The organism is Novosphingobium sp. ES2-1 (assembly GCF_015169775.1).
Lineage (GTDB): Bacteria > Pseudomonadota > Alphaproteobacteria > Sphingomonadales > Sphingomonadaceae > Novosphingobium > Novosphingobium subterraneum.
Genome location: NZ_CP063445.1, coordinates 1,135,524 through 1,161,049 on the forward strand (window position 1 = coordinate 1,135,524; position 25,526 = coordinate 1,161,049).

The 25,526-nt window shown below is 63.1% G+C and carries 9 protein-coding genes; all 9 read left to right on the top strand.

Going from position 1 to position 25,526, the window contains the following annotated elements; translation table 11 throughout:
* Positions 1-25 precede the first annotated feature (25 nt).
* The 9 genes from cobT (at position 26) to IM701_RS05535 (ending at position 25,518) form a co-directional block, all read left to right on the top strand.
* Complete coding sequence (gene cobT / locus IM701_RS05495; RefSeq protein WP_193828021.1) at positions 26-1,840, top strand: cobaltochelatase subunit CobT; 1,815 nt, start codon at positions 26-28, stop codon at positions 1,838-1,840.
* Between the two features lie 52 nt (positions 1,841-1,892).
* Positions 1,893-2,555, top strand: coding sequence for a nitroreductase (locus tag IM701_RS05500; RefSeq protein WP_193828359.1), 663 nt, complete (start codon positions 1,893-1,895; stop codon positions 2,553-2,555).
* Between the two features lie 9 nt (positions 2,556-2,564).
* Positions 2,565-3,236: a nitroreductase gene (locus IM701_RS05505; protein WP_193828022.1), complete on the top strand. Its 672-nt coding sequence runs from the start codon at positions 2,565-2,567 to the stop codon at positions 3,234-3,236.
* 170 nt (positions 3,237-3,406) lie between these two features.
* On the top strand, positions 3,407-6,574 hold the full coding sequence (locus IM701_RS05510; RefSeq protein ID WP_193828023.1) for a CHAT domain-containing tetratricopeptide repeat protein: 3,168 nt from the start codon (positions 3,407-3,409) through the stop codon (positions 6,572-6,574).
* 3 nt (positions 6,575-6,577) lie between these two features.
* Complete coding sequence (locus IM701_RS05515) at positions 6,578-8,620, top strand: adenylate/guanylate cyclase domain-containing protein (protein WP_193828024.1); 2,043 nt, start codon at positions 6,578-6,580, stop codon at positions 8,618-8,620.
* On the top strand, positions 8,607-9,374 hold the full coding sequence (locus IM701_RS05520) for a hypothetical protein (protein ID WP_039335029.1): 768 nt from the start codon (positions 8,607-8,609) through the stop codon (positions 9,372-9,374). The genes IM701_RS05515 and IM701_RS05520 overlap by 14 nt, the downstream gene beginning before the upstream one ends.
* 3 nt (positions 9,375-9,377) lie before the next feature.
* Complete coding sequence (locus tag IM701_RS05525) at positions 9,378-10,145, top strand: hypothetical protein (RefSeq protein WP_052242440.1); 768 nt, start codon at positions 9,378-9,380, stop codon at positions 10,143-10,145.
* A gap of 110 nt (positions 10,146-10,255) precedes the next feature.
* Positions 10,256-12,133, top strand: a complete 1,878-nt coding sequence (locus tag IM701_RS05530) for a ShlB/FhaC/HecB family hemolysin secretion/activation protein (protein ID WP_193828025.1) — start codon at positions 10,256-10,258, stop codon at positions 12,131-12,133.
* Positions 12,133-25,518: a hypothetical protein gene (locus tag IM701_RS05535; protein WP_193828026.1), complete on the top strand. Its 13,386-nt coding sequence runs from the start codon at positions 12,133-12,135 to the stop codon at positions 25,516-25,518. Before IM701_RS05530 ends, IM701_RS05535 begins: the two co-directional genes overlap by 1 nt.
* Positions 25,519-25,526: the final 8 nt, after the last annotated feature.

Genomic DNA, 25,526 nt, shown 5'->3' on the forward strand with positions numbered 1-25,526 from the left:
GTTCTGAATCACGGGCATTTGCGCATTGGCTGACGAAACTCCCCTCGACCGTTTCCGTTCGGTGCTGACCGGCACTGCGCGGGCGATCTCGCTCGATCCCGAGGTCGAGGTGGCGTGGACGGCGGATGCGCCGGTGCAGTCCGGGCAGTCCATGCGCGTGCCAATGCCAGGGCGTTCGCTCCCGGCAGAGCAGGTAGCAGAAGCCCGCGGTCATGCGGATTCGATGGCGCTGCGGCTGCGCCATCACAACGCTGCCATGCACGGCCGCAATGCGCCGACCGAGGCACTGGCGCGCGCTTGCTATGATGCGGTGGAGCAGGTCCGCTACGAGGCGCTTGGCGCGAACGCCTATGCCGGCATGCGCGGCAACCTCGGTGCGGCCCTCGCCATGCGCATGGCCTCCGACCCGATCAGTCGCGCCGCAAAGCCCGAGGACGTGCCGCTGCCAACCGCGCTTGCGCTGCTCCTGCGCGAGAAGCTGACGGGACAGGAATCCCCGGCGTCGACCGATACCGGCATGGCGATGGTGCGCAGCTGGATCGAGAGCAAGGTTGGCCAGGACATCGAAGGCCTTGCCCTTTCGCTCGACAACCAGCGGGCGTTTCAGCAGCTCGCATTGGACATGCTGCAGCATCTCGACCTGACGCAGTCCGCGTCCGAACAGGATGAGGACACGCAGGACGACGAGGGCGAGGAGCAGGAAGACGAGGGCGAGGAAGAGCCCTCGAACTCCGACGATCAGGAGCAGCAACCGTCCGAAGTGGCTGGCGACACCAGCGAGGGCGACGAGGATTCGGAGTCCGAGCAGGAAATCGAACAGGACGACGATGCGGCCGATTCGGACATGGCCGACGAGGGCGAGGAGGGCATGCTGCCGACGCGCCCGAACCGTCCCTGGACCGACCTGCCCGAGAACTTCGACTACAAGAGCTACACCACGCAGTTCGACGAGGTCGTTTCGGCTACTGACCTGTGCGACGAGGAAGAACTGACGCGGCTGCGCGCCTACCTCGATACCCAGCTCAAGGGGCTGCAGGGCGTGGTCACCCGCCTCGCCAACCGGCTGCAGCGTCGCCTGATGGCGCAGCAGAACCGGTCTTGGGACTTCGACCAGGAAGAGGGCCTGCTGGACGCGGCTCGGCTTGCCCGCGTGGTGATCTCGCCGGGTCATTCGCTGTCCTACAAGATCGAGCGCGATGTCGAGTTCAAGGACACCATCGTCACGTTACTGATCGACAATTCCGGATCGATGCGCGGGCGCCCCATCTCGATCGCAGCGATCAGCGCCGACATTCTTGCGCGCACGCTTGAGCGTTGCGGGGTCAAGACAGAAGTGCTCGGCTTCACCACCCGCGCGTGGAAGGGGGGGCAAAGCCGCGAGGCATGGCTGGCCGGTGGCAAGCCTTCGCAGCCGGGCCGTCTCAACGACTTGCGCCACATCGTTTACAAGAAGGCCGACGAGCCTTGGCGCCGTGCGAGAAAGAATCTCGGCCTGATGATGCGCGAGGGTCTGCTCAAGGAAAACATCGACGGCGAAGCGCTGCTGTGGGCGCATACCCGGCTGCTGGCCCGGCCCGAGGACCGCCGCATCCTCATGGTCATTTCCGATGGCGCTCCGGTTGATGACTCCACTTTGTCCGTCAACAACGCGGGATACCTGGAACAGCACCTTCGCAAGGTGATCGACTGGATCGAGAAGCAATCGCCGGTCCAGCTTGTCGCGATCGGCATCGGTCACGATGTGACCCGATATTACCGCCGCGCAGTGACGATCATGGATGCCGAACAATTGGGCGGCACGATTATCGAACAGTTGGCAGATCTGTTCGAGGACGAGTAGGTCCCGCTTGACGATGTCGGTTTAACCGGGCAGTTAATCCGGCATGAGCACGATGACCGTCAGCGAAGCCGTACTTTCCCGTCGTTCCATCCGGGCTTTCAAGCCTGACCCTGTGCCGCTCGAGACCTTGCGTCGCGTATTGGACAAGGCAAGGTGGGCGCCGTCTGGCTGTAACTTTCAACCTTGGGAAGCGACCATTGTGACCGGCGCTCCCCTGGCCGAGTTGCAGGCGAAGATGCTTTCGTCACCGATGCAGGATCCGATCGAATATTCGTGGTCTGATCCCGAGGTCATTCCCGAATGCAAGGCTCGCCTCCATGCGGTCGGAGCCGCCATGTATCAGGCGATGGGCGTGGGACGAGCCGATGCGGATGCAAGGGCCGACTTCGTTCGCAACAATGCCACGTCTTTCGGCGCCCCGGCGGTGCTGCTCTGCTATTTCGATCGTCGCATGGGCCCCCCGCAGTGGTCGGACGTCGGGATGTGGCTGCAGACGTTCATGCTGCTTCTGCGCGAAGAGCGGCTTGATTCCTGCCCCCAGGAATTCCTCTCGATGTATGCCAAGCTTATCAAGGAGTTTATTGGCGTTTCTGATGAGACCCACATCTTCTTCTGCGGCATTGCGATTGGATACCGTGATGATGGCAATCCCGTGAACGGCTTCAGTCGCCAGCGCGAGCCGATCGACGGAAACGTGCGATTCCTCGGTTTCTGAAGCGGTTCGATGGACGTAACCGAGGCAGTGCTGACGCGGCGATCGGTGCGTCTTTTTCGCTCGGACCCCGTACTTTTCGACATCCTTCAGCGTGTCCTCACGAAGGCGCAAAGAGCTCCTTCGGGTGGCAATGTCCAACCTTGGAACGCCCACGTCATTTCGGGTGAGCCGCTCGACCGGCTGGTCAGAACCGTAGGAGCCGTAATACCAATGGGGCGCAATGCTCACGCGCCCGAATACGCCATCTATCCGCCGGATCTTGAGGGTGCTTACGAAGCGCGGCGATTTGGTGTGGGCGAAGCGATGTACGCTGCGCTTGGCATCGAACGGGACAACAAGCGCGGTCGCCTGGCCCAGTTCATGCGCAACTTCCGGGCCTTCGGTGCGCCAGTGCTCATGCTGGTCCACACGCCGCGCTACATGGGGCCGCCGCAGTGGTCGGATATCGGAATGTGGCTGCAGACGGTCATGCTTCTGTTGCGTGAGGAAGGGCTTGATTCCTGCGCGCAGGAGGCCTGGGCTGTTTATCAGAAGCAAGTCCGGGAATGCGTCGCCATCCCCGAGGATCATGTGTTCTTCTGTGGGCTGGCGATCGGCTATCGCGATCAGGACGCAGCCATCAATCGCTTTGAAGTACCTCGCGCGGCGCTGGAAGAGGCAGTGACTTTCGAGGGCTTCTGACGCCTGACGGGGACATTTTGTCACACGTTGCCGGTGTATCACTTGGCATTGCCGCATCGACGCGCCTATGCTGTGGCAAAGGGCACAAGAGTCTTCGGGATACGCAGTAATTCGATGCAGTGGTCTTGGTCTTCACGTGAATCGTGAAGGCCGGGCTAAGGGAGCAGGCGATGCGTAACCGATTGGCGAGCTTCGGAATCAGACTGGCAACGGGCGTTGCTGCGCTTGCAGTGGTGTGCGGCCCTTCGGTTGGCCACGCGGTGGCAGCTGAGGAATCGCTGCTCCTGCGCGACAGTTTCCCTCTCGGATCGGGCGGCAGCAAGGCACTTTGCCAGGTCCAGTCGCGCACGACGGATCAGGCCAACCGATCGCCCCTGGACAGGACATGGGCCATCGTCTGCCGGGATTCCGCCCTGCCGGTTGGATATGTATTTGCCCTGCGGCATGGCCAGGACGATGAACTTGCCCGTCTGGCAGATCGGCGTCGCCAGAAGGTCACCTGCCTAGACGCCAGCCGCGCGTCCGTTGCTGGGCGCATGCGGACGGATTGCCGGTGGAAAGACCCTGATCTGGCCTACGAAGTGGTGAGCGTGGCCAGAGGCAACACGACATTCGTGGTGGAAGGCTTCTCCGCCTATCACGGTGCGCTCGATCTGGCTCTGCGGTCGATCTATGCGGATCGTATTCTGGACGAACCGATCGAGATTGCCACGACTTCCATCAACGACACCGAAGCTTATGCCCGGATACAGGCCCTAACGCTTGATCCAGCAACAGCGCTGGCAGAAGGTTATCGTCGCAACAATTCTGGCGATTACGCCGAGGCCGCGGCATACTTCGAGACATTGGACCAGCGGCAGGCTTCGACAGGCGATGTTCCGATCGATCGCGTCGAGTTCCTTGTAAACGCTGGCCTGCAACGCTCCAACCTTGGCCAGTTTGCCGAGGCAGACCGCCTGTTTTCCGAAGCCGCTGCCATGCCCGCCGGTAGCGGCGTGGTGGAACGGTTGCGTTGCAATTACGAAGCCATTCACCTGCTCAATCAGGAAAGGTATGCTCAGGCGTTGGACCGGCTGGGCCAGCCCCTGCGGAAGACGAGCGCCATGGGCGCGGACAGCCTGCGCGCCACCATGGAACTTACGCCTTCGGTTTCGCGACGGATCAACGCCTCGGATCTTACGGCCAACGCAATGGGATTGGTCGATGATCTTCGGCTGACAGATGACGAACGCGCCACAATTCTGGATGCACAGAGCCTCCAGTTGCGCGGAACGGCGCTGCGTCTTGTGGGGCGCAAGGTCGAGGCTCGTGCCGCGTTGGAACAGGCGCAGGCTCGGGCCTTGGCGGTGCGCAACGGTCGCGTCGTCTCGATCGTGCGGATGCGCGCGCAAGTTCTGAACGAGCTGGCAACGATCGCCGAAGACGAGGGGCGCATCTCTGACGCAGAAGCGCTGCTGCGCTCTGCGCTAGAAATCGTTAGCGTTCAATACCCGGAAACCCGCAGCATGGCAGCGGCCCAGGCGAGGCTGGCAGCCTACCTGATGCGTCATGGCCGCCCGGCCGAAGCAGAGCCGTTATATCGTCAGGTCGTGGCCCGTTCTGTCGAGCGCGAGAATGGTCTTTCCGGCCTTTCACGGCAGATGTCCCCCTATTTTGATCTGCTAGCAGCGAGGATGAGCGGCGACGCGGCAACGAGCGATGCCTTCTTCCAGGCGTCACAAGTGCTGGTGCGTCCAGGCGTTGCCGAAACACAGGCCGTGCTATCGCGCGAACTATCAGGAGGCAGCGACGAAGCAGCCCGGCTGTTCCGGCAATCCAACAGCCTGACGCGCGCCGTTGAGCGCGCCCGCATGACTTATGCGGCCTTGCAGCGACTGGATGATGCATCAGCCCGGAGTGACGAGATTGCGGATGCCGCAAAACGGGTCAACGAACTCGAAGCGCAGGAACAGGCAACCGTCATCGAACTTGCCAACTATGCGCGCTACCGCGTTGTGACGCAGCGGGTAATTGGACAGAAGGAGCTTCAGGAAGGCCTCGCGCCGAACGAGGCCTATGCCAAGATGGCCGTTCTTGGTCCGGATGTGTTCGTGTTCTTCGCGAACAAGGACAAGGCCGTTGGTTATCGGGCGCCAATCACTTCGGCGGAACTGGACGCATCGGTCAAGGCGATTCGTGACTCCATCTCGCGCTTCGATGGCAAGCAGTATGTGACCGGGACTTTTGCGGCAAAAGAGGCGGTAGCCGTCTACAAGGCATTGTTTGGTCCTGTCGCATCGGATTTGCAGGCAGCCAGGCATCTGATCTTTGAACCAGACGGGGCGATGCTGAAATTGCCGGTCAATGTCCTGATTGCCGACGAGGGGTCGGCGCAGGACTATCTTCAGCAGGCCGAAAGCCCGGCGGGCGATCCGTTCGATCTGCGAGCGGTGCAATGGCTGGCAAAGGACAAGCTCGTCTCCACTGCCGTTTCGGCACGGTCCTTCATGGATGCCCGGAAGCAGCCTGCCTCCAAGGCGCACGAAGCCTATCTCGGCATGGGCCGCAATGCTGCGGTTGTACAATTAAGCGGGCAAGTTGGTCCGAGGGTGCGGGGAAGCGATGGGGCGGCAGGCAACGATTGCGATTGGCCGCTGACGACGTGGAGCAGGCCCATCTCCGAGGCCGAGCTTCTCAAGGCCCGGATGCTGCTATCAGGCCAGGGGACTGATCTGATGGTCGGTCCGGCCTTTTCGGACACTGCGATCAAATCGCGAGGCGACCTCGACAATTTCCGGATTCTCCATTTCGCGACGCATGGCCTCGTCACGCCGCCGCAGCCGTCGTGCGCGGCACGGCCAGCGCTTGTCACGTCGTTCGGCGCGCAGGGTTCGGACGGCCTGCTCAGCTTTGCCGAGATATTCGATCTGAAGCTCGATGCCGACATGGTCATCCTTTCCGCCTGCGATACGGCAGGTGAAGCGGACGTGATCGCCACGCGCGAGACTGGCCTTGCCACAGGTGGCGGGTCAGCGCTGGAAGGTCTGGTCCGTGCGTTCATCGGTGCCGGGAGTCGATCTGTACTTGCCAGCCATTGGCCGGCGCCTGACGACTTCGATGCCACGGCGCGACTGATCAACGGACTGTTCGCAGCTGCCCCCGGCACGCCGTCCGGAGAGGCTTTGCTCAAGGCGCAGCAGGGGCTCATGTCCGATGTCGATACATCTCACCCTTATTATTGGGCCGGCTTTGCAGTTATCGGAGACGGAGCGAGGCCGCTCGTATCGCAAGGCGCGCGGATGGCTGCATCTTTGAAGGGCAAAGCGGGCGCGCCCTCAATGATAACGGAGGGAATTTAACGCATGGCCAAAGAGCCGCGCGCGGCCAAAGATGGACCGCGCGAGATTGGCAGGACGGCGCGACGCAGCTTGTCGCAGCTCGGCTGGCAGCGCAGCTTCGTGGCACTGGTCCTGTTGGCCCTGGCACTGTTCATTGCCTTGAACAGTTGGCGGTTGCCGCTTTTGCGTGATGCGGAAGCAGCCCTCTACGATCTGCGGGCAGCCAATTTTGCCCCGCCGACCGATACCGACAAGCGTGTCACCCTGGTCGTTTACACAGCCGATACAAATCGTGCGACGGGACAGATCTCTCCGGTCGATCGGACGATCCTGGCGAAAGCACTCGGGCAGATTGACCAACTGGGAGCGAAGGGCATCGGTATCGACGTCCTGTTCGACAGCCCGCAGGATGACGATGACCTCTTGAGAGCGTCGCTGAAGGGTATGAAGACTCCTGTCTTTCTGGCGTTTGCTGATAACCGCACCAATCCGGAAGCCATCACGTACGAGCAGGAGCAGGACCTGCGCGCCTTCATGCAAAGTGCAGGGGGGGCTATGACCAAGCCGGCCTCGATCCTTCTCGAGACGGATACGGACGGCGTTGCCCGCCGCTGGCCTCGGCAATATCCGGGGTTGCCGCCTCTGCTTTCCATTGCCCTGACGCAGGGCAGTGCCGATGCCGATCCCCGGTTTGCGAACTTTACAGGACCGATCCGCTATCGGGTGCCCTCGGCGAGCGATCGGCCGGTGTTCGACAAGATTCCGATCGATCTCGTTGCCGATCCCGAGACGGCGCCCTTGGTCGCAGACGCGATCAGGGGGCGCTATGTCCTGATTGGCGGCGATTTTTCGGATTTCGACCAGTTTGACACGCCCTATACCCGCACCGGTAATCCCGTGACCGGCGAAACGCGGATGATCGGCGTCGAAGTCCACGCCTCGATGCTTGCGCAACTCCTGGACAAGGCCTGGAAGCAGCGACCCGCGATGGGTCTCAAGATCCTGGCTGGCATCCTTGCCGTTGCGCTTGGCGCTGCCACGGCCATGGTCCAGACCCGCACCTGGGTCCTGGCGATCGGCGTACTTGCGCAGTTCTCGCTGTTCCTCGCCGTGCCGTTCCTGGTGGAGCGGGCGGGATATGACACGCTGGACTTGCCGGCGACGGGCTGGCTGATCGGCTGGTTGATAGCCTACACTGCCATCAGTTCAGGCTTGCGAGCCATCAATGCAGCGCAGCGCGAGTTCGCCCAGGGCGCACTTGGCAAGTACCTTCCCCGATCGGTTGCATCAGAGATCATGCGCAACCCGGACCGTCTCTCGCTTCACGGAGAAAAGCGCGAGATATTCTGTCTTTTCAGCGACCTCGAAGGCTTCACCAAGCTGACCCATGCAGTCGAGCCGGAAATGATCGCGCGATTGCTGAACGATTACCTCGACCGGCTCAGTGCAGTGGTACTCGAGTATGGCGGTACGCTCGACAAGTTCGTAGGTGATGCCGTGGTCGCCTTCTGGGGGGCTCCGATTGCATACCCCGATGATGGTGAGCGCGCAGTGAAGGCCGCATGGGCGATGTACCTGGCGGGCGAGGAGTTTCGAAAGTCGGTACCTGAAGGTGTGCCCAAGATTGGCCGGACCCGCGTGGGGGTCCATTACGGTGAGGCGGTCGTCGGCAATTTCGGGGGGGAAGGTCGGATCCAGTACACCGCGCTTGGCGATGCCATGAACACTGCCGCCCGCCTCGAGGGGGCCAACAAGCCTCTGGATACGCGCGTACTCGTCAGCCGAGAAGCGGCGGAGCGATCTGGCCTGGATTGGTTCCGTCCCATGGGGGCTGTCACGCTGCGGGGGCGCAAGACACCTGTCGAAATTTTCGAACCGGTTCCGGACATGCCTGCGGAACAGCGCAGACTTGCGATCGCGGCGGTAGAGGCGCACGCGCGGGGAGAGGTGGAACGTGTGAAAGCTCTCACAGACACAATTCTCGAATCGGTCCATGATGATGCGATGATGAATTTGATCCAGAGGTTGCGGCAGACGCACAAGGGAGAGAGTTATGTTCTTGGTTGATGGCAAGCAGTTGCGCGCCCTGGTGGCGGGCGCTTCGGCCATTGCCGTGCTTGCACTGGCAGGCCAGGCCATGGCGCAATCGGTTGTGGTCCGTTCAACCGGACCTTCGGCAGGTTCCTATCCGCAGGGGCGCAAGTTGCCCGCTGGAGCATCGGTTGTCTTGAAGTCCGGCGACCATGTGACGGTTCTCGACAAGGCCGGTACACGAGTTCTCAACGGTCCTGGAACGTTCGCCCTCAACGGCGAGGTCAACCGCGATGCGGCAGCAGGGACGCAGCTCGCTGCGATGATGGCCCGCGGCGGCGCGTCGCGTACGCGAACCGGGGCTGTGCGCGGCGCGGCAAGCGCTCCGGCGATGGCTGCGCCGACCGGCCCGGAAAACGTCTGGTACATCGACGTCAGCAAGGGCGGGACCTATTGCATTGCCGATCCTGCAACGGTCGTGCTTTGGCGTCCGGAGAAAGTTGAGGAGGGCACGGGCAAGCTGCTTTCGCAGGACGGAAGTTCCGCTGATGTAACATGGCGTGCCGGGAGTGCGCTCAAGGTCTGGCCGGCCGCGAGCGTGCCCGTCGTCGACGGGCAGACCTACACTTTCAGCAATGCCGTGGGCGCGCCGGTAAAGATCCGCACCATGGTCATGACGAATGTCCCGTCTGACGAACTTGAGGTGGCAGGAGCCATGGCGGACAAGGGCTGCAACGCGCAGCTCGACCTCCTTGCGAACCTCGCCCAATCAACGCAAGCCGGAGGCTGACCAATGCGTCGCAAGGGACTGGTCACGTTCAGTATCGTAGTTGCCTCAGCTTTTGCGGCAATATCGAGCAGCGCCTTCGCACAGGCCGTTGTCGTGCGATCGACCGGTCCGTCTGCCGCCTCATACCCAAAGGGCAAGCGGCTCCCGGCGAATGCACAAGTGGTGCTGAAAGCCGGCGACGTGGTTACCGTGCTGGACAAGGCCGGGACGAGGGTTCTCAGGGGCGTTGGCACCTTCACGCTCGACAATGCAGTTAACCGTGATCGCAGTGCAGCGGCGCTGCTGGCTCGGTCTCTCAGCAATCCTGCGTCCGTCAGGGCGGGAGCCGTGCGCGGGGCCGGGGATACCTCGGGCGAAAACGTTCTGCCCGTAAGCATCTGGCTGGCGGACACCAGCGAGGGCGGAAACGTCTGTGTTCCGCGGGGGAGCGACCTTTATCTTTGGCGAGCGGAGGCCAAGGCACGGAGCTTCACCTGGCTGACCGAAAGTGCGGGCGGCGAGATGGTGCGCATGCAGTGGCCGCCCAAGACCGTGGGTATTGCCTGGCCCAAGACCATGCTCGCCCCGCAGGAAGGGCGGACCTACCGTATCTACGATGAAACGGCGCCGGACAAAGCGGCAGAGTTCCGGATCGTCATGCTTGAACCTGAGGACGTTCCAGCCGATGCCGCGTCATTGGGCACGTTGTTGCTGGACAACGGTTGCAAAGCGCAATTCGATTGGCTCGCGGCAACTCTTGCAGAACCGGAGATACAAGAGCAACATCCATAGTGGAACTACTTAGGGTGATTCTCCACCACAGGTCATTCCCAACATTACAGAGCCTTACCGGGCCAACAAGTTAAGTCATCACGGGTCGCGCCTGTGGAGATTCGACTCAAATGGCCGATCCTGTTGCTGTTTTGCCCTTGCCCGGGGGCACGATGCCAGTTCGTTTCCGTGGCAAAGCCTGGTTCTTCAGGCTTCGCGGGACAGCCGCGGCAGGCCTGTTTCCTCTTCTGACCCTATCCTTTTCGGTGAGCACTGCGCTCGCCCAGTCGGTTCCTCCGGGTAACGTTCAGGCCCCTACGCGCGAAGAAATCCAGCGTGGGGTAGCAGAAGGAACGCTCAATCGGAGTGGCCCGGTCACGGTTGACACATCCGAAGTCGAACGCGCGCCATGCCCTCTTGCTGCTCCCGATTTCGCCGGGATCCGCTTCAAGCTTTCGTCCGTCACCTTCACCGGCATGCAGGATCTTGCGGGGTTCGCTCTCGCGGACAGCTATGCAGAGTTTGTCGGAGCGGAGCAGCCGGTATCGGTGATCTGCGAAATTCGTGATCGCGCCGCGACCAAGCTGCGCCAGGCCGGATATCTCGCCGCGGTGCAGGTGCCGCCGCAAAAAATTGACGGAGGAACCGTCCGGCTGGATGTGCTCCTTGCCCATCTCAAGCGCGTGCAGGTCAAAGGTGACGTGGGGCGGTCCGAACAGGCGCTCCTCAGGTACCTCCAGAAGCTGACCAGAGATCCCGTATTCAACACCCGTCGCGCAGAGCGTTACCTGCTTCTGGCCAAGGACCTGCCTGGCATGGATGTGCGGCTGGCGCTTCGCCCGCTGGAAGGGTCGCCGGGCGAAGTCGTGGGCGAGGTTTCCGTGCGGAGGATGCCAGCCTATGCTGAAATCGGGTTGCAGAACTACGGCTCTCGCGCAGTCGGTCGGTACAGTGGACTTGCGAGGGTGCAGTTCAACGGGCTGACGGGGCTGGGCGATTCCACCACGGCGAGCTTTTTTGCCACCACCGACCTTCATGAGCAGAACGTGCTTCAACTTGGCCACGAGATGCGGCTTGGAGGAGAAGGTTTCGCACTTCGGGGTGACTTTACGTACGGTTGGACCAATCCGACTGTGACGGACTCGCGGGCCGACTTTCATTCGAGGACACTGTCGGCATCGCTGGAGGGCAGCTTTCCGCTCGTCCGGTCACAGGCATACAACCTGTCGATTGCAGCAGGGGGACAGATATCCAATCAGGATCTCGACTTCGGCAGCATTCCGCTGAACCGCGATCGCTTGCGGGTGATCTACGCCAGGACCGAGGCCAGCGGTATCAGCCGACCGAGCCTGACAGGCCGCGACGGCTTCACGCCGTTCGAACCGCACTGGTCGTGGGGACTGACTCTAGAAGCCCGACAGGGGCTTGATGTCCTCGACGCCACCAAGGGCTGCGTTGGTGCCAATGCGCCCAGTTGCCGCGGCTTCGGAAAGGTTACTCCGAGCCGGATTGAGGGTACCGCAAAGGGCTTTGTCCTGCGAACTTCTGGTGTTTTCGATTACCGTCCGGTGCGCAAGGTTACGCTCAGTATTCAGCCCCGTGCCCAATACTCGCCAGACAGGCTCCTTTCCTATGAAGAATTCTCCGGTGGCAACTACACCGTGGGCAGGGGCTATGATCCCGGTGCCGTGATCGGCGACAGCGGCGTTGGCGTGCGCGGCGAGATCCGGCTGGGATCGCTCTTGCCCAAGGTTGCCGGTGGCAGTGCTTTCCAGCCTTACGCCTTCGCCGATGCGGCGTGGGTGTGGAACAATGACGCCGCATTCGATGGGATCGATCCGCAGAAGGTGATTTCGGTCGGCGGGGGCCTCCGGGCTGCAATCAAGGATTCCATTCGTCTGGATGCCGGCGTGGCGGTGCCCTTGCACGATCCACTGGGATTGGACGTCAAGGGCAAGGCCCGCTTCATGCTCAATCTTTCGTTCCAGCTCCTGCCGTGGAGGCTGTGATGGCCCGTTCGCCTGCCCATTCGCCTGAAAGCACAAGCCCGAAAATGCGCAAACTATCCTTGGCCAAGCTCTTGTGCGGAATATCCTGCGGGGCAACATCGCTGGCGCTTGCGACTGCGCCCGCGCAGGTCCGCGCACAGGCGGTGCAGGGTACGGCAACGGTCCAGTTTGGCGCCAGTGCGCCGGTCTTCAACGGCACCAACACCGACACGATCTTTGTCAATGCGAACGAGGCCCTGATCGACTGGGCCATTACCAGTCCGTCCGGCGAGTTCCTGCCCGAAGGCATGACCCTGCGGTTCAACGCCGACACCGGCACGCCATTCACTGTCCTGAACCGCGTCACGGACACGGCGACGACTGGTCCACTCTCGATATCCGGAACAGTCTCTTCGGATCCGCTTGGCAGGATCTGGTTCTACAATGCCGGCGGTTGGGTCGTGGGGGCGAAGGGCGTCTTCAATGTCGGCAGCCTCGTACTCACGTCGCTGCCCATCACTGTCGACCCGGTGACTGCTGAGGGTACTCGTCTGTATGGCGACAAGAACGAGATACGTTTCGGCGCTGCCCTCGATCCCAAGTCGTCCGTCACGATTCAGTCGGGCGCGCAGATCAACGCCACGCTGTTCAACAGCAGCTACGTTGCGCTGGTAGCGCCGCGGGTCGATCAGGCAGGCACAGTTCGGGTAAACGGTTCCGCCGCATTCGTTGCCGCAGAGGCGGCGACCCTGACGATCAACAACGGGCTATTCGACATCGTGGTCGATAGTGGGTCGACCGATGATACCGGGGTCTCCCATACCGGCAGCACCACATGGGCCGCAAACACTAACTCGACCGACGCAAACCACGGGGTTTACCTCGTTGCGGTTCCCAAGAACCAGGCGATGACCGCCATGGTCTCGGGACGGATGGGCTATGACAGCGCGACGACCGCCGAGGTGGTGGATGGTTCGGTCGTGCTCTCGGCGGGGTACAATATTGCGTCGGGCGCTATCGATCCGAATGCGATCGTGGGCAACGATGCTTCCCTTGTCGTCTCGAACCTCACGATCGGTTCCGAGGGATCGACCAACACGCTCGTCGGTCGTGCCAGCGGTGGCATTGAAATTGACGCGACCACTTCATCGACGGTCGTGAACGGCAGCGCCACATTTGACGCGCGCGGCGATCTGTCTGCCAAGATTGACAACGGCAATTTCGTTTCCGTCGATGGTGGGCTGTCGCTGGCATCGGCGAACGGCGCCAAGGCGGGCAACGTAGCGGTATCTGTGGCGGGAGAGGCGGGACTCTCCGTGAGCGGAGGCCTGAGTCTGACATCGACCGCGATCGGAGCGATCCAGACCGATCCAATGAACGGCGATGCGCTGTTGCCTGACACGGTCGGTGACGACGCCGTTGCGGGCAATGTCTCGCTGACGGTTACCAACGGCAGCGTCTTTGCGAGTTCGACCTCTTTGCTGAGCGACGCCACCTCGGGAGTCGGCGCTCTTTCGACAGGAAGTGCCACGTCGGGTTCAGCGGCAATCCAGGTTTCCGCTCCCGTCGGTTCGACCAGCAACAGTGTCTCGTTCGGTGACGTCACCATTTCGTCGACCGCGAGCCACGGCTTTTTCAGTGGTCAGCAGGCGATCAGTGGCGGCAATGCCACATCGGGTGATGTATCCTTGTCGGTGTCCGGTGGTGCTTATGCATCGCGCTCACTCTCGCTCCATTCAGATGCGATCACCTACTCCGGCAGCGATCAGTCTCCACTTGATGCCACTGCTGGAGCGGTATCCGTCAGCTTTTCTGGCATCCCGACACGGTTTCAGACCGGTTCGATCAATGCGTCGAACTATGCCTCGGCCAGCGATGGAGGCATCGCTTCGCTCGGCAACGTGTCGATGTCGTTGGACAATGCCAATCTAGCGACCTCAATCCTCACTAACGGGGGGAATTTCTCCAATTACATCAATCTTGGATCGAGTGCTTATGGCGATCTGATCGACCCGAACACGGTGTCGCTCAATCTTACAAATAACGCCCAGCTCGATACGGCGGGCGCAAGTGTGTATCTGTCGGCGCACGGCAGTAATGCTTTGGGAACACAGCGGTCGGCCAATGTCTCGTTCGTCAGCGACGCCAGCACGCTGCGCACCGGATATCTGAGCCTGACAACCGATGCGAGCTCTTACGAGAGCGGAGAGGACGCCCAGTCCGGCACTGTCACGGCGATCTTGCGCAACGGGTCTTCGGCAATCGTTGACTTCGGAGCGTCATTGCGCTCGCAGGCAAGCGGCGGGAGCGGTTTCGACGGCGGGAGCGGAACCGGTGGCGCAGTGGGCTTCACGCTCGCCGATTCATCCTATTCGGGTGACCTGACGATGCGTTCGATCGGGGGCGCAGGCCGAAGAGACGACGTAGCGGGGCTTTCGGGTGTCGGAACAGGCGGCGACGTCACTTTCACCCAGTCTGGCAAGACTTCATCGTTCACGGGGGCGCAGGTCACTGTGTCCAGTCTCGGCCAAGGCGGGGCAGCATTTGAATCCGCCCGCACCAGTCTTGGCGCTCAGGCGGGAGACGGCGCCAGCGGGGTCGGTGGAACGGCAACTTTCACTATTACGGATGGCACATTTGCGACGAGCACCCTCGACATCAGCGCAACAGGCGAAGGCGGCACTGGCCGGAACGTGGCCGGTGCGGGACCGGGCGCCGGTGGGCTCGGCCTTGGCGGATCGGCAGCGCTGAACGTCAGCGGCGGCTTGGTTTCCGTACCCAGTATCACTGTCACCGCATCAGGTTATGGTGGCGATGGAGCATACACGGACCTCGACATTGATGGCGGCGTTGGCGGCGCTGGCACCGGCGGTGATGCAACTGCAACTCTCACGTCCGGAACGATCCGCACGGACTCCCTTCTGGTTGAAGCCAATGGCAACACGCCGATTTCGGATCCGATTTACGGCGGTATCAGTTACTTCGGGAACGGCGGTTACGATTTCGGTGGAACGCTGCAACCGGGGCAGGGGGGACTCGGCACCGGCGGGGCGGCGCTCGTCACGATCGATGGCGGCTCGTTGTCAGCTACTGTTCCATATCGCGATGTCCCGCCTCAGGTCGAGGTAAGGGCGATCGGCAATGGCGGGCTTGGTGGCTATTCCTTCGGATCAGGTACTCCCCAGTACTCAGGTCCCGGAGGAGACGGCGTTGGCGGAACTGCGACCATCAGATACCTCTCTGGCGTGTTCGATGCTGGGATCATCGCAGTCGATGCGACCGGCATTGGCGGACGTGCCGGAAACTTCATCAACGATGCCAATGATGCCTTTTTCGGAGGAAGTGGCGGCAGCGGCACCGGCGGCACGGCAATATTCGAGATTGCTGCCGACTTCGGCGCTTCCACGTCGCTCGACTATCTCCGCACAGTGACCCTATCCGCCGACGGTATCGGTGCCATTAGCGAAGCTGGGACGAACGGGGGCAATGGAGGCAATGGTACTGGCGGCATTGGCCGCCTTCTGGTTGGCGCGGGCACGACGGCACTTGGCGATCTCACCATAACCGCCGAAGGCAGGGGTGCCGCGGGTGGTGATGGGCAATCCGGCGGCAATGGCGGACAAGGCGGTTCGGGCATTGGTGGTCGGGTCGAGGTGGCTTCCGGGGGATCCGGTACAGGACTAACCGTAACCGGTGCAGCATTGTCTGCGGCAGGCGTCGGCGGCAACGGCGGCAACGGCGGAGCCGACGCCGCTGGCGCAGGTCTTGGCGGAGATGGCGGCGAGGCCATAGGCGGAGAGGTTGCGTTCGCCGCAGCAAACCTCGGAACGCTGACGGTTTCGGGCCCCGCGATAGAAGCCTCCGGTCGAGCCGCAAATGGCGGGCTTGGTGGAAACTCTGCATTGTTCGGCGGCGTCGCACAAGGCGATGGCGGCAATGGGGCGGACGGTTCGGGTGGCGCCATCACCGCAACTGCGTCGGGTGGCGGCAGCCTGGCATTCGATGTCCTGACCATGATCGCTAGCGGTCTGGGCGGTGCTGGAGGTGGCCGCGTCGATGCCAGCAGCAGCGGCACGCCCGGACCCTCGGTCGGCGGCACGGGCGGCCGCGGTCGCGGCGGCCTGATTGCTCTCACTTCCACGGGGGCCAATTCGAGCATTTCTCTCGGTAGCTTGACGGCGACCGTTGACGGCACCGGCGGTGCTGGTGCGGATGGAGCCGGATATTCCGCTTCGGGTGACGGCACTGCTGGCAGCGCGGGCGGTGACGGTTCCGGCGGCGTCTTCAACCTGCTTGCTGACCTCGAAGGCTCTATCGCAATCGCCGAAACCGATGGCGGACTGGCGGTTTCAACTTCGGGCTTTGGCGGCAACGGCGGGCGAGGCGTGGATGCAACTGGATCGAGCGGCGGTTCAGGGGGCAACGGCGGCGCTGGCGGTGCAGGTTCAGGAGGAACAATAGCGCTATCGGCCAATCGGCTTGGCGAGGCGTCACTTGGATTGTCTGGCGGCACGACACTCACCGCGAGTGGTGTCGGTGGCTTGGGCGGTGCGGGCGGCAATGGTGCGTCGGCCAGCGAAGCCGGGGTCGCGGGCGGCAATGGCGGCAATACCGGACTTGCGCAGGCTGGAGCCGGTGGCGCAATCACCATGGGCGCAGAGGGTGGGAAGCTAAGCTTCGGCGATCTCGTCGCCACGGCGGCAGGCACTACCCGGTTCAGAAACCTGGCGGGGACGAGTGGCGCTGGGCCCGGCGGATCGGGCAATCCCGGAACGTCCACTGCCGTTCCCGCCTCGGGGGGAACAATCGCATTTTCTGCAAGCGACGATAGCGGCGGTGGTCTTGGACAGATTTCTGCCCTCGACGTAACGGCAGATGTCACGAGCAGACAGTTCTTCGTCAATTTCGGTTTCGGCTTCAACCAGGCACCGGGTAGCATCTCGCTGTCGAACTCCGCGACTGCCGCCGGTGGTGGCCTGCATTTCAGCAGCTTCACCGGCGAAGCGTCCGGCTTTCCTGCAAGCCTGGATCCAACGATCGGCATTGCGGTTACCGGCGGGACAATCGCGGTCGATTCAGAGCTGACCCTGCTCTCCGGCGGCAACATTGCAATTACGCTAGCCGACGGTGCATCGCTCGCCGCAGACACTGCGTATGTGCAAAGTGATACCGGCATCGTTGTGACCGGCGAGGGCAATGGCCGCTTCTCTGCCGGGGCGATCAGGCTCTCGTCATTCGACACCATCGATATCGTCAGCGATGCCTGCACCGCAGCGGTCTGCCGCCTAATCGAGGCGAGCAGCAATCTCGACGTGGACGCATCAAGCGATTTCAGTCTTGTCGGTCCGGCCGAATTGGCCGGTCTCGGCAATCTCACCGCCTACGCTGGCGGAAACATCACTGGCGATGCTGGCAGCGGATACTATTCGAATGGCAACGTAGCCGTTCGCGCCGGGAACGACGCCACGATCCGCAATATCTCCGGCACGAACGTCATAGCCGAGGCTGGCGCTCTGCTCGACGGAGATTACTTTTACGTCGATGGCTTGCTGACCCTCGGAGAGGCCTCGGGCGGCGGCCGCTTCAACGCTTCGGGCAGTCTCGATCTCAACAGCGGCGGAACCGTCCTGACTCTGGATGGCACTGCTTTCACAGCCGGAGCGGGCATCGGAGTTCGGTCCGGTAATGATATCCTGATTGGCAGGAACAACAGCTTCCTCGCCAACACCGGGCCATCGTCAGTCCCCGAACGGTTGGTCTTTGCAGCCGGCGGTCAGCCGATAAGTTACGACCTCTTGCCCACCAACATCGCTGTCCTTTCAATCGGGGCAGGCTCGGCAATTGATGCTGGCACGGGCGGTATCGAGATTTCCGGTGCCGCCATCGATGCTCGGCTGGCCAGCTTTGCCGGAGCATCGTTCCGCGCGGATGTCACAGGAGCGATTTCGGGGTCGTCGATCCGCCGGAACGATGGCGATACGCTTGATGCCGATTGCCTTGAGGGCGCAATCTGCATCGACGACGTGAACGCCGCTGACTTCGTCAGCATCGGTGACGGAGATTTCAAGGCTTTCGATATCCGCTCCAACGGCGCGATATCCGGCAAGTCCGTCGTGCTTTACGCGACCAGTGACATAGCGATCGGCGGGCCGGAGCTTGTAGCGCAGATCGCGGCGGTCGATGGCCTTTCGATCACGTCCCAGCAAGGCGGCATCGCTCTCCTTGGCGGTTCCACGCTGCAAGGCGGTTTCGTCAGTCTGACAGCCGCTGCCAATCTGTCGGGTACGGGGAATATCGAAGCAACGGTCAGTGACATCGGTCTCTCGATCGGTGGTGACATCGATGCCGCTTCTCTCGTTGCTGCACGTGAGCTGACTTCAGCCGTCGATGTCGGCGGTGAAACCGAGGGAAGCTTTGCTGCTGCCGGTGCGCTGCGCACAGGCATACTTTCGCTTGGGGCAACAAGCGCAGTTTCAGCTGCGGCCGAGATCCGCATCGGCTTCCTCACATTGGCTGGCCTTGATGGCACCTTCGATGCGGCAACTTCGCTTCACGTGGGTTCGGCGTCCGATGTGGGCAATCTGTCCCTCACTGCCGGGACCGGGGCCACGTTCGGAGATCTGGTTGTCGACGGCGATCTGTCGATCGATGCACAGTCAATCGAAGGCACGAGTGCAAGAGCGGGTGGTCTGCTCGCCATCACCGGAGATAACCTTGCTGCTGATCAACTGGAGGCGGCGGGCGACGTGACGCTGACCGTGACTGATACGGCAACGCTGGGCACGGTCACCTCGAGCGGCGGTTCGGTGTTCATCGACCCTGCGCTGCTGACGTTCGATGCGATCGGCGCTGCGGGCGGGATCACGCTGGCAGGCGGGACGATCACCGGCGGCACGCTCGATGCCGGCACCAGCATCGCCGTGACGGCAACCGGCGCGCTGACGCTGGCCTCGGCAACGTCTGGCACGACGATGACGCTCGGCGCCGACAGCCTGCAGGCAGGCACGCTCGATGCAGGCGGCGATCTGTCGCTTGCCGTGACGGGCGGCGCGGTGCTGGATTCTGCGCTGGCCGGTGGGGCATTGGCGATCGGTGCTGGCACGCTGGCGGTGCCGACGCTGCAGTCCGGAGCGGGGAACCTGACGCTGACCATCGGCGGGCTTGCCACGCTGGGCAGCGTGTCCGCGCTTGGCGGCGACATCGCGGCGACGACCGGGCGGTTGACCTTCGCGTCTGCCAGCGCAAGCGGGCAGGTGCAACTCGGCGGCGTGGTGATCAATGGCAGCACGCTCGACGCCGGCACGTCGGTGGTGCTGACCGCGACGAGTGCCATGACCCTCGACACGATCACGGCAGGCACCAGCGTCGCGCTGGGCAGCCGCGACGCAACGGTCAACGCGGTGAATGCCGGAACCTCGGCGACCTACCAGGGGCGCGACATCCGCATTGGCGCGACCGATGCGGGGGCGGCGGTGCTTGTTGCTGCGCGCAACTTCACCTTCGACAGCCTGAGCGCGGGCGAGGGCGTAACCCTGGGTGCCACGCGGGCGATCACCGGCGGCACGATCACCGCCGGCAGCACGCTCGATCTGACTGCGGCCAGCCTCACGGCGACGAGCCTGCAAGCGGCGGGCGACGTGACGCTGACGGTTGCCGACACGGCAACGCTGGGCACGGTCACCTCGAGCGGCGGCTCGGTGTTCATCGACCCTGCGCTGCTGACGTTCGATGCGATCGGCGCTGCGGGCGGCATTACGCTGGCAGGCGGGACGATCACCGGCGGCACGCTCGATGCCGGCACCAGCATCGCCGTGACGGCAACCGGCGCGCTGACGCTGGCCTCGGCAACGTCTGGCACGACGATGACGCTTGGCGCCGACAGCCTGCAGGCAGGCACGCTCGATGCAGGCGGCGATCTGTCGCTTGCCGTGACGGGCGGCGCGGTGCTGACTGGTGCGGCGACGTCCGGTGGCAATGTCTCGGCGCAGTTCGGCACGCTCGACTTCACCACGCTTGATGCCAGCGGCCTGGTGAGCCTGGAAGGCAGCGATCTTGCCGGCAGCAGCATCCGTGCAGGGACGAGCCTGACGGCGCTGCTGGGCGGCAGCTATGCGGTTGGCGGCGCGAGCGCGGGGACGGACCTTGCGCTTCAGGCGGCCAGTGCCAGCGGCACGTCGCTGGCCGCACTGGGCAATCTCGATGCGACGGTGAGCGGCCTTGCCGATATCACCGACATTGCCGCAGGTGGCGATCTGTCGCTCACGGCGGGCACGCTGCTGGCAACGACGATCAGCGCCGATGGCCTGATCGCGGGCAATGTCAGCGGCACGGCGGCGCTGGGTTCGGCCACCGCCGGCAGCACGCTCGACTTTACCGCAGGCAGCCTCACGGCGACGGGCCTTGCGGCGGCGGGCGACGTGACGCTGACGGTTGCCGACACGGCAACGCTGGGCACGGTCACCTCGAGCGGCGGTTCGGTGTTCATCGATCCGGCGCTGCTGACGTTCGATGCGATCAGCGCTGCGGGCGGGATCACGCTGGCAGGCGGGACGATCACCGGCGGCACGCTCGATGCCGGCACCAGCATCGCCGTGACCGCAACCGGCGCGCTGACGCTGGCCTCGGCGCAGGCGGTCGAGGGCATGGCGCTGTCCGGTGCAACGATCGATGTGGGCCTGCTGGCTGCGGGGACGACGATCGATCTGACCGGCACCAGCAGCGTGAATATCACGACCAGTGCCAGCACCGGTGGCGTCGGCGCGATCACCATTGCGGCACCGACGATCACGTTTGCATCGCTGGAGAGCGGCGCGGTCACGCTTGCGGGCGGGACGATCACCGGCGGCGATGTCGGTAGCGACGCGCTGACCGGCACTGCCAGCGGCACGCTGACCCTGCGCGATGTCTTCACGGGCAGGCTTGACCTTACCGCGCAGGACATCGTGGTGCGCAGTGTCCTGGGCGGGACCAGCGGTCCGGGCCACGACATGTCGCTGAATGCCACGGGCAACATCACCGCCGCCTTGATCCAGAGCGGCAACGACCTGTTCATCTCGGCGGCAACGCTCGACGCGACGACGCTCGATGCCGTGCGCGACCTGACCGTCGCGGTGACGGACGGGGCGACGCTCGGCGGGGTCACGGCGGGGCGCAACGCGGGCATCACCGCCGGCAGCCTTGGCCTCGACCTGATCGAGGCGGGGGCCGTCACGATCGGTGTGACCGGCAACGCCGCGCTGGGCAGCGTCCGCGCACCAACCGGCACGGTGGCGATCACCGCCGGGACGCTGGCGTTCGGCGATGTCGCATCCCTTGCGACAACCAGTCTCACGGCAGATGCGATCACCGGCAACCTCGTCGAGGCGGGCACACTCCTGACCGTGCGGTCGGCAGGCGATGTCGGCCTCGGCGATGTGTTTGCAGGCTCGCTGGATCTGACTGCTGGCAACCTGCAGATTGCCAACCTGTTGACGGACGGCGCTGCGCTTGTGCTTGTCGATGGCACGGCGAACCTTGATCTGGCGAGCGTGGGCCAGCTCGACTATCGCGCCACGACCTTGCGGTTCGGGACCCTCGACACGCTTGGCGGAGCCATCCTTGTCGGCAGCAGTGTCGCGGGCGATGCCGTCAATGCCGGAACCACATTGTCGATCACCGCGACGGACCTCACGGCGACGGGCCTTGCGGCGGCGGGCGACGTGACGCTGACCGTGACTGACACGGCAACGCTGGGCACGGTCACCTCGAGCGGCGGTTCGGTGTTCATCGACCCGGCGCTGCTGACGTTCGACGCAATCGGCGCTGCGGGCGGGATCACGCTGGCAGGCGGGACGATCACCGGCGGCACGCTCGATGCCGGCACCAGCATCGCCGTGACCGCAACCGGCGCGCTGACGCTGGCCTCGGCGACGTCTGGCACGACGATGACGCTTGGCGCCGACAGCCTGCAGGCAGGCACGCTCGATGCAGGCGGCGATCTCGGTATCTCGACTGCCGGTGGCGTCTCGCTGACCGACCTGCGGGCGGGCGGTGCAGTTTCGATCGATGCGGCAGGCCTCGATGCGCTCAGCCTGACCGGCGATGGCAACCTGACTTTGACAATCGGTGACAGGGCAGAAATCGGTACTGTGTCGGTGTTCGGGACCTTCAACCTTACCGCCGCGTCATTACTGCTGGGCACGAGCAGGTCCGGTCTGGACAGCGTGCTCGCAATTTCGGGGAGCGCCCAGATCGGCAGCATCTCGGCGGGGCTGGCTGATACCGGTCAGAATCTCGTGCAGGTCGTGGTGCAGGCTCTGGGCAACTCCTACACTGGCGGACAACTGTTGCCGGTATTCGATGTCGTGCAGGGCCAGACCTTTACTGTCTCGTCATCGACAAACGACCTGTGGAGCGCCGGGCCGCTGCCGCGCTTCTCTGACGCGGATGGCTTGATCGCGTTCCGCCTGTCTACCGCCCAGGACGACTCGGGCATCCAGCCGGGAACGCAGATTGGCGCGCAGTTCGGCTCGTTGACGATCGGTAACTTTACGGCACCATTCGGTGCGCTGGTAGGCGAGGTTGCGGGACAGAGAGTTCTTGTCGGCGCGAACGGCACGATCACGGCACCGGCAACGGGAACCCTTTCGGTTGGCTACTGGGATTCGAATTCCGGCGACAATACCGGCAGCATATCCTTCAACTTCGGGCTGGGGGCAGGAAGCGGTGGCCCGGCGAGCAACCCGGCCAGCGTCACCGTGACGACCGGCTCAAATCTCACGATCGGCACCGCCAAGGCCACATCTGCCATCACTCTTGATGCTGGGGGCGCTCTTCAACTCGGCAGTGCCGATGCAGGAACGGCGATGTCGCTGGTCGGCAATACGATTGATGCTGGAACACTCACTGCGGGGAGCGACATCACGATCGTCAGCACGGGAGCAAGCCTGATTGATACAGCCACTGCGGGCGGGATGTTCACCGCCGCTACCGGTGCACTTGATTTCAATATGATCGATGCTGCGAGCGATGCGCAGATCCGATCGCTCGCCGGTACGCAAGGTGGTGATCTCATCGCAGGCGCGAACATCACCATCGACGACGATGGCGATGTCTCGATCAGTCGTGCCACCGCAGCGGATACAGTCGCCATCGCAACAGGAGGCGCGCTTTCCTACGGCAGCGTCGACGGAAGCAACGTGACCATCAATGCCGCATCGGCTCGTGGCGGCGCGATGACGGCGCGCACGGGTAAGCTCCGCATTGATGTCGTGGGCGATCTGACGACCGGCCAGCTCATCGCGGGTGGGTCGCTTGAGCTGACTGCCCGGGATGCAACGCTTGCGAGTGCGCAATCCGGCGCAGATTTCTCTGCAAGTGTCCGCTCGCTGAGTGCTCCGGTTCTCGGTGCTTCCGGCAGCTTCACCTTGGCAGGTTCGGGTAAGGTGGAGGTCGGCACGGCAACGGCGGGCACCGCTCTCGACGTGACAAGCCAGTCCTTGACCTTCACCCGGATGTCGAGCGGCGGTTCGTTGGGCGTCATCACCAGCGGGAACGTGGTTGGCGGTGATCTTGTCGCCACCGGGCAGATCCGGATTGCCACTGGAACCGGCAGCTTCACCTATGGCCGGATCGAGGGTGGGGGCATTGCGATCAGCGGCCGGACGGTTTCGGGAGGGGCTTTGTGGGCACGCACCCTTGATCTCGCCATCTCCGTGAGCGGCGATGCAAGTCTGGGCGCGATTGATGCCGCCGGAGACGTCGACGTCGTGGCCGGGAACCTCGGCTTCTCGTCGATCACTGCGGGCGGGGCATTCCGGTCCGCCAATACTGCAATGACCGGGACTTCCATCTCCGCAGGAGGTGACATCGATCTCACCACACAGGGCGATCTTGCAGTTTCGGCGTTGTCTGGTGCGTCCGCGCGGATTTCGTCTCGCGGGATCGTCAACATCTCGGGCCTGCAGCTGACGGGCGCGATCAGCGTCCAAGCCGATGCTGTTGGCCTTGATTCCTTGGGCAACCTGCAGATCATTCGCATCGTCGCCAATGACGGCAACGTCATTGTCTCGGCGAATGGCTCTATCGGAGGTGGAACCGTCGCCGCGGCGGGCGATATCGATCTGCTTGCGAGAAACGGCAGCGTTATCGTCAGTCATCTGTCTGCAGGGTACGACTTTGCCAATGGGGCAGGCCTGCGGCAGCTAGCACTGGTTACACCCGGTGTGAGGGGGCAAGGGGATATCGATATCGCGGCCAGCGGCGACATCGTGATCAACGACGTGGCAGATGCCGCAGAGACGCTTACTTTGAACGCGGGCAATACAATCCGTGTCAATGGACTTGCCACGGGTGCGAAGATGGACCTGACCTCGGCCGATCTTGCGATTGCGGCCAGCGGTCGACTTGGGGAGGCCACGCATACCAACGAGATAACCTTGCGCAGCACCGGGCAGGGGCCACTGAAGCTCGGTGATAACATTGCCTCGGCAGCGAGCGGTTATGCCATCTCGCAGGCGGAATTTGCGAACATCCGCTCTGGAGGAGATCTGACCATCCGCGCCAACCAGGCGCTGCTGGTAGGCGATCTGGCAGTGGCCGCCCAAGCTGGCACAGTGCCGGGCCAGATCGGGGAAAATGGTACACTTTCGCTTGCTTCGGGCGGACTGGCGTCATTCCTCGGTGCATTGAGCATGAGCAATGCCAGCGGTAACAGACTGGCCGTGGACAGTCAGGCCGGAGTGTTCCTCGACGCCGCGACCGGCTCGATCCGCTTGCGTGAAAATGAAGATGCTGGGGGCACCCTGCGGATATCGGGGACTGGCATTGCCATGGTCACCCGCAGCGCGCTCGAGGACATAGCGCAACTGACGGACACGGCGCTCATCACGGATCGACTTGCCCTGAATGATGGGGTCACTGACGGTCGTACTTTGGTGGAAGCAGATGCGATACAGCTTCGTTCAGACCGCGAGGTTTACATCCAGAACACCTCGCTGGGCACCCGTCTCGATGATCGACGGGGCTTGGTTGCCAAGAGTCTGAGCATTGGCAGTCGTGACGGAGGCCAGCTCGATATCGCGATCAACGGCATCGTGAATGGCGAGGTCGGTGTCGATGCGATCGAGCAAATCGCGTTCGATGAAAGCTTCACCGAGCTTTCGTCGGTCAACGGCTGCGTTATCTTGAGTGCCAATACCTGCAACAAGTTGCCTTTCGAGATCATCGAACTGCGCGATCTCGTGGAGGAGGTGCTCAAGACCGATCCCGCGGAGAACGCGCTGCAGGTGGTCGACAGCTTCACCAAGACAACGCTCATCCAACTGAACCAGATCGCGCCAGCGGGCTTCGAACCGCTGATCGACGAGCCGGTGACGGGCACGGGCAATGACGATCTGCTTGGTGAGGCGCGCGAAACCGGCGAGTGACTTGACCT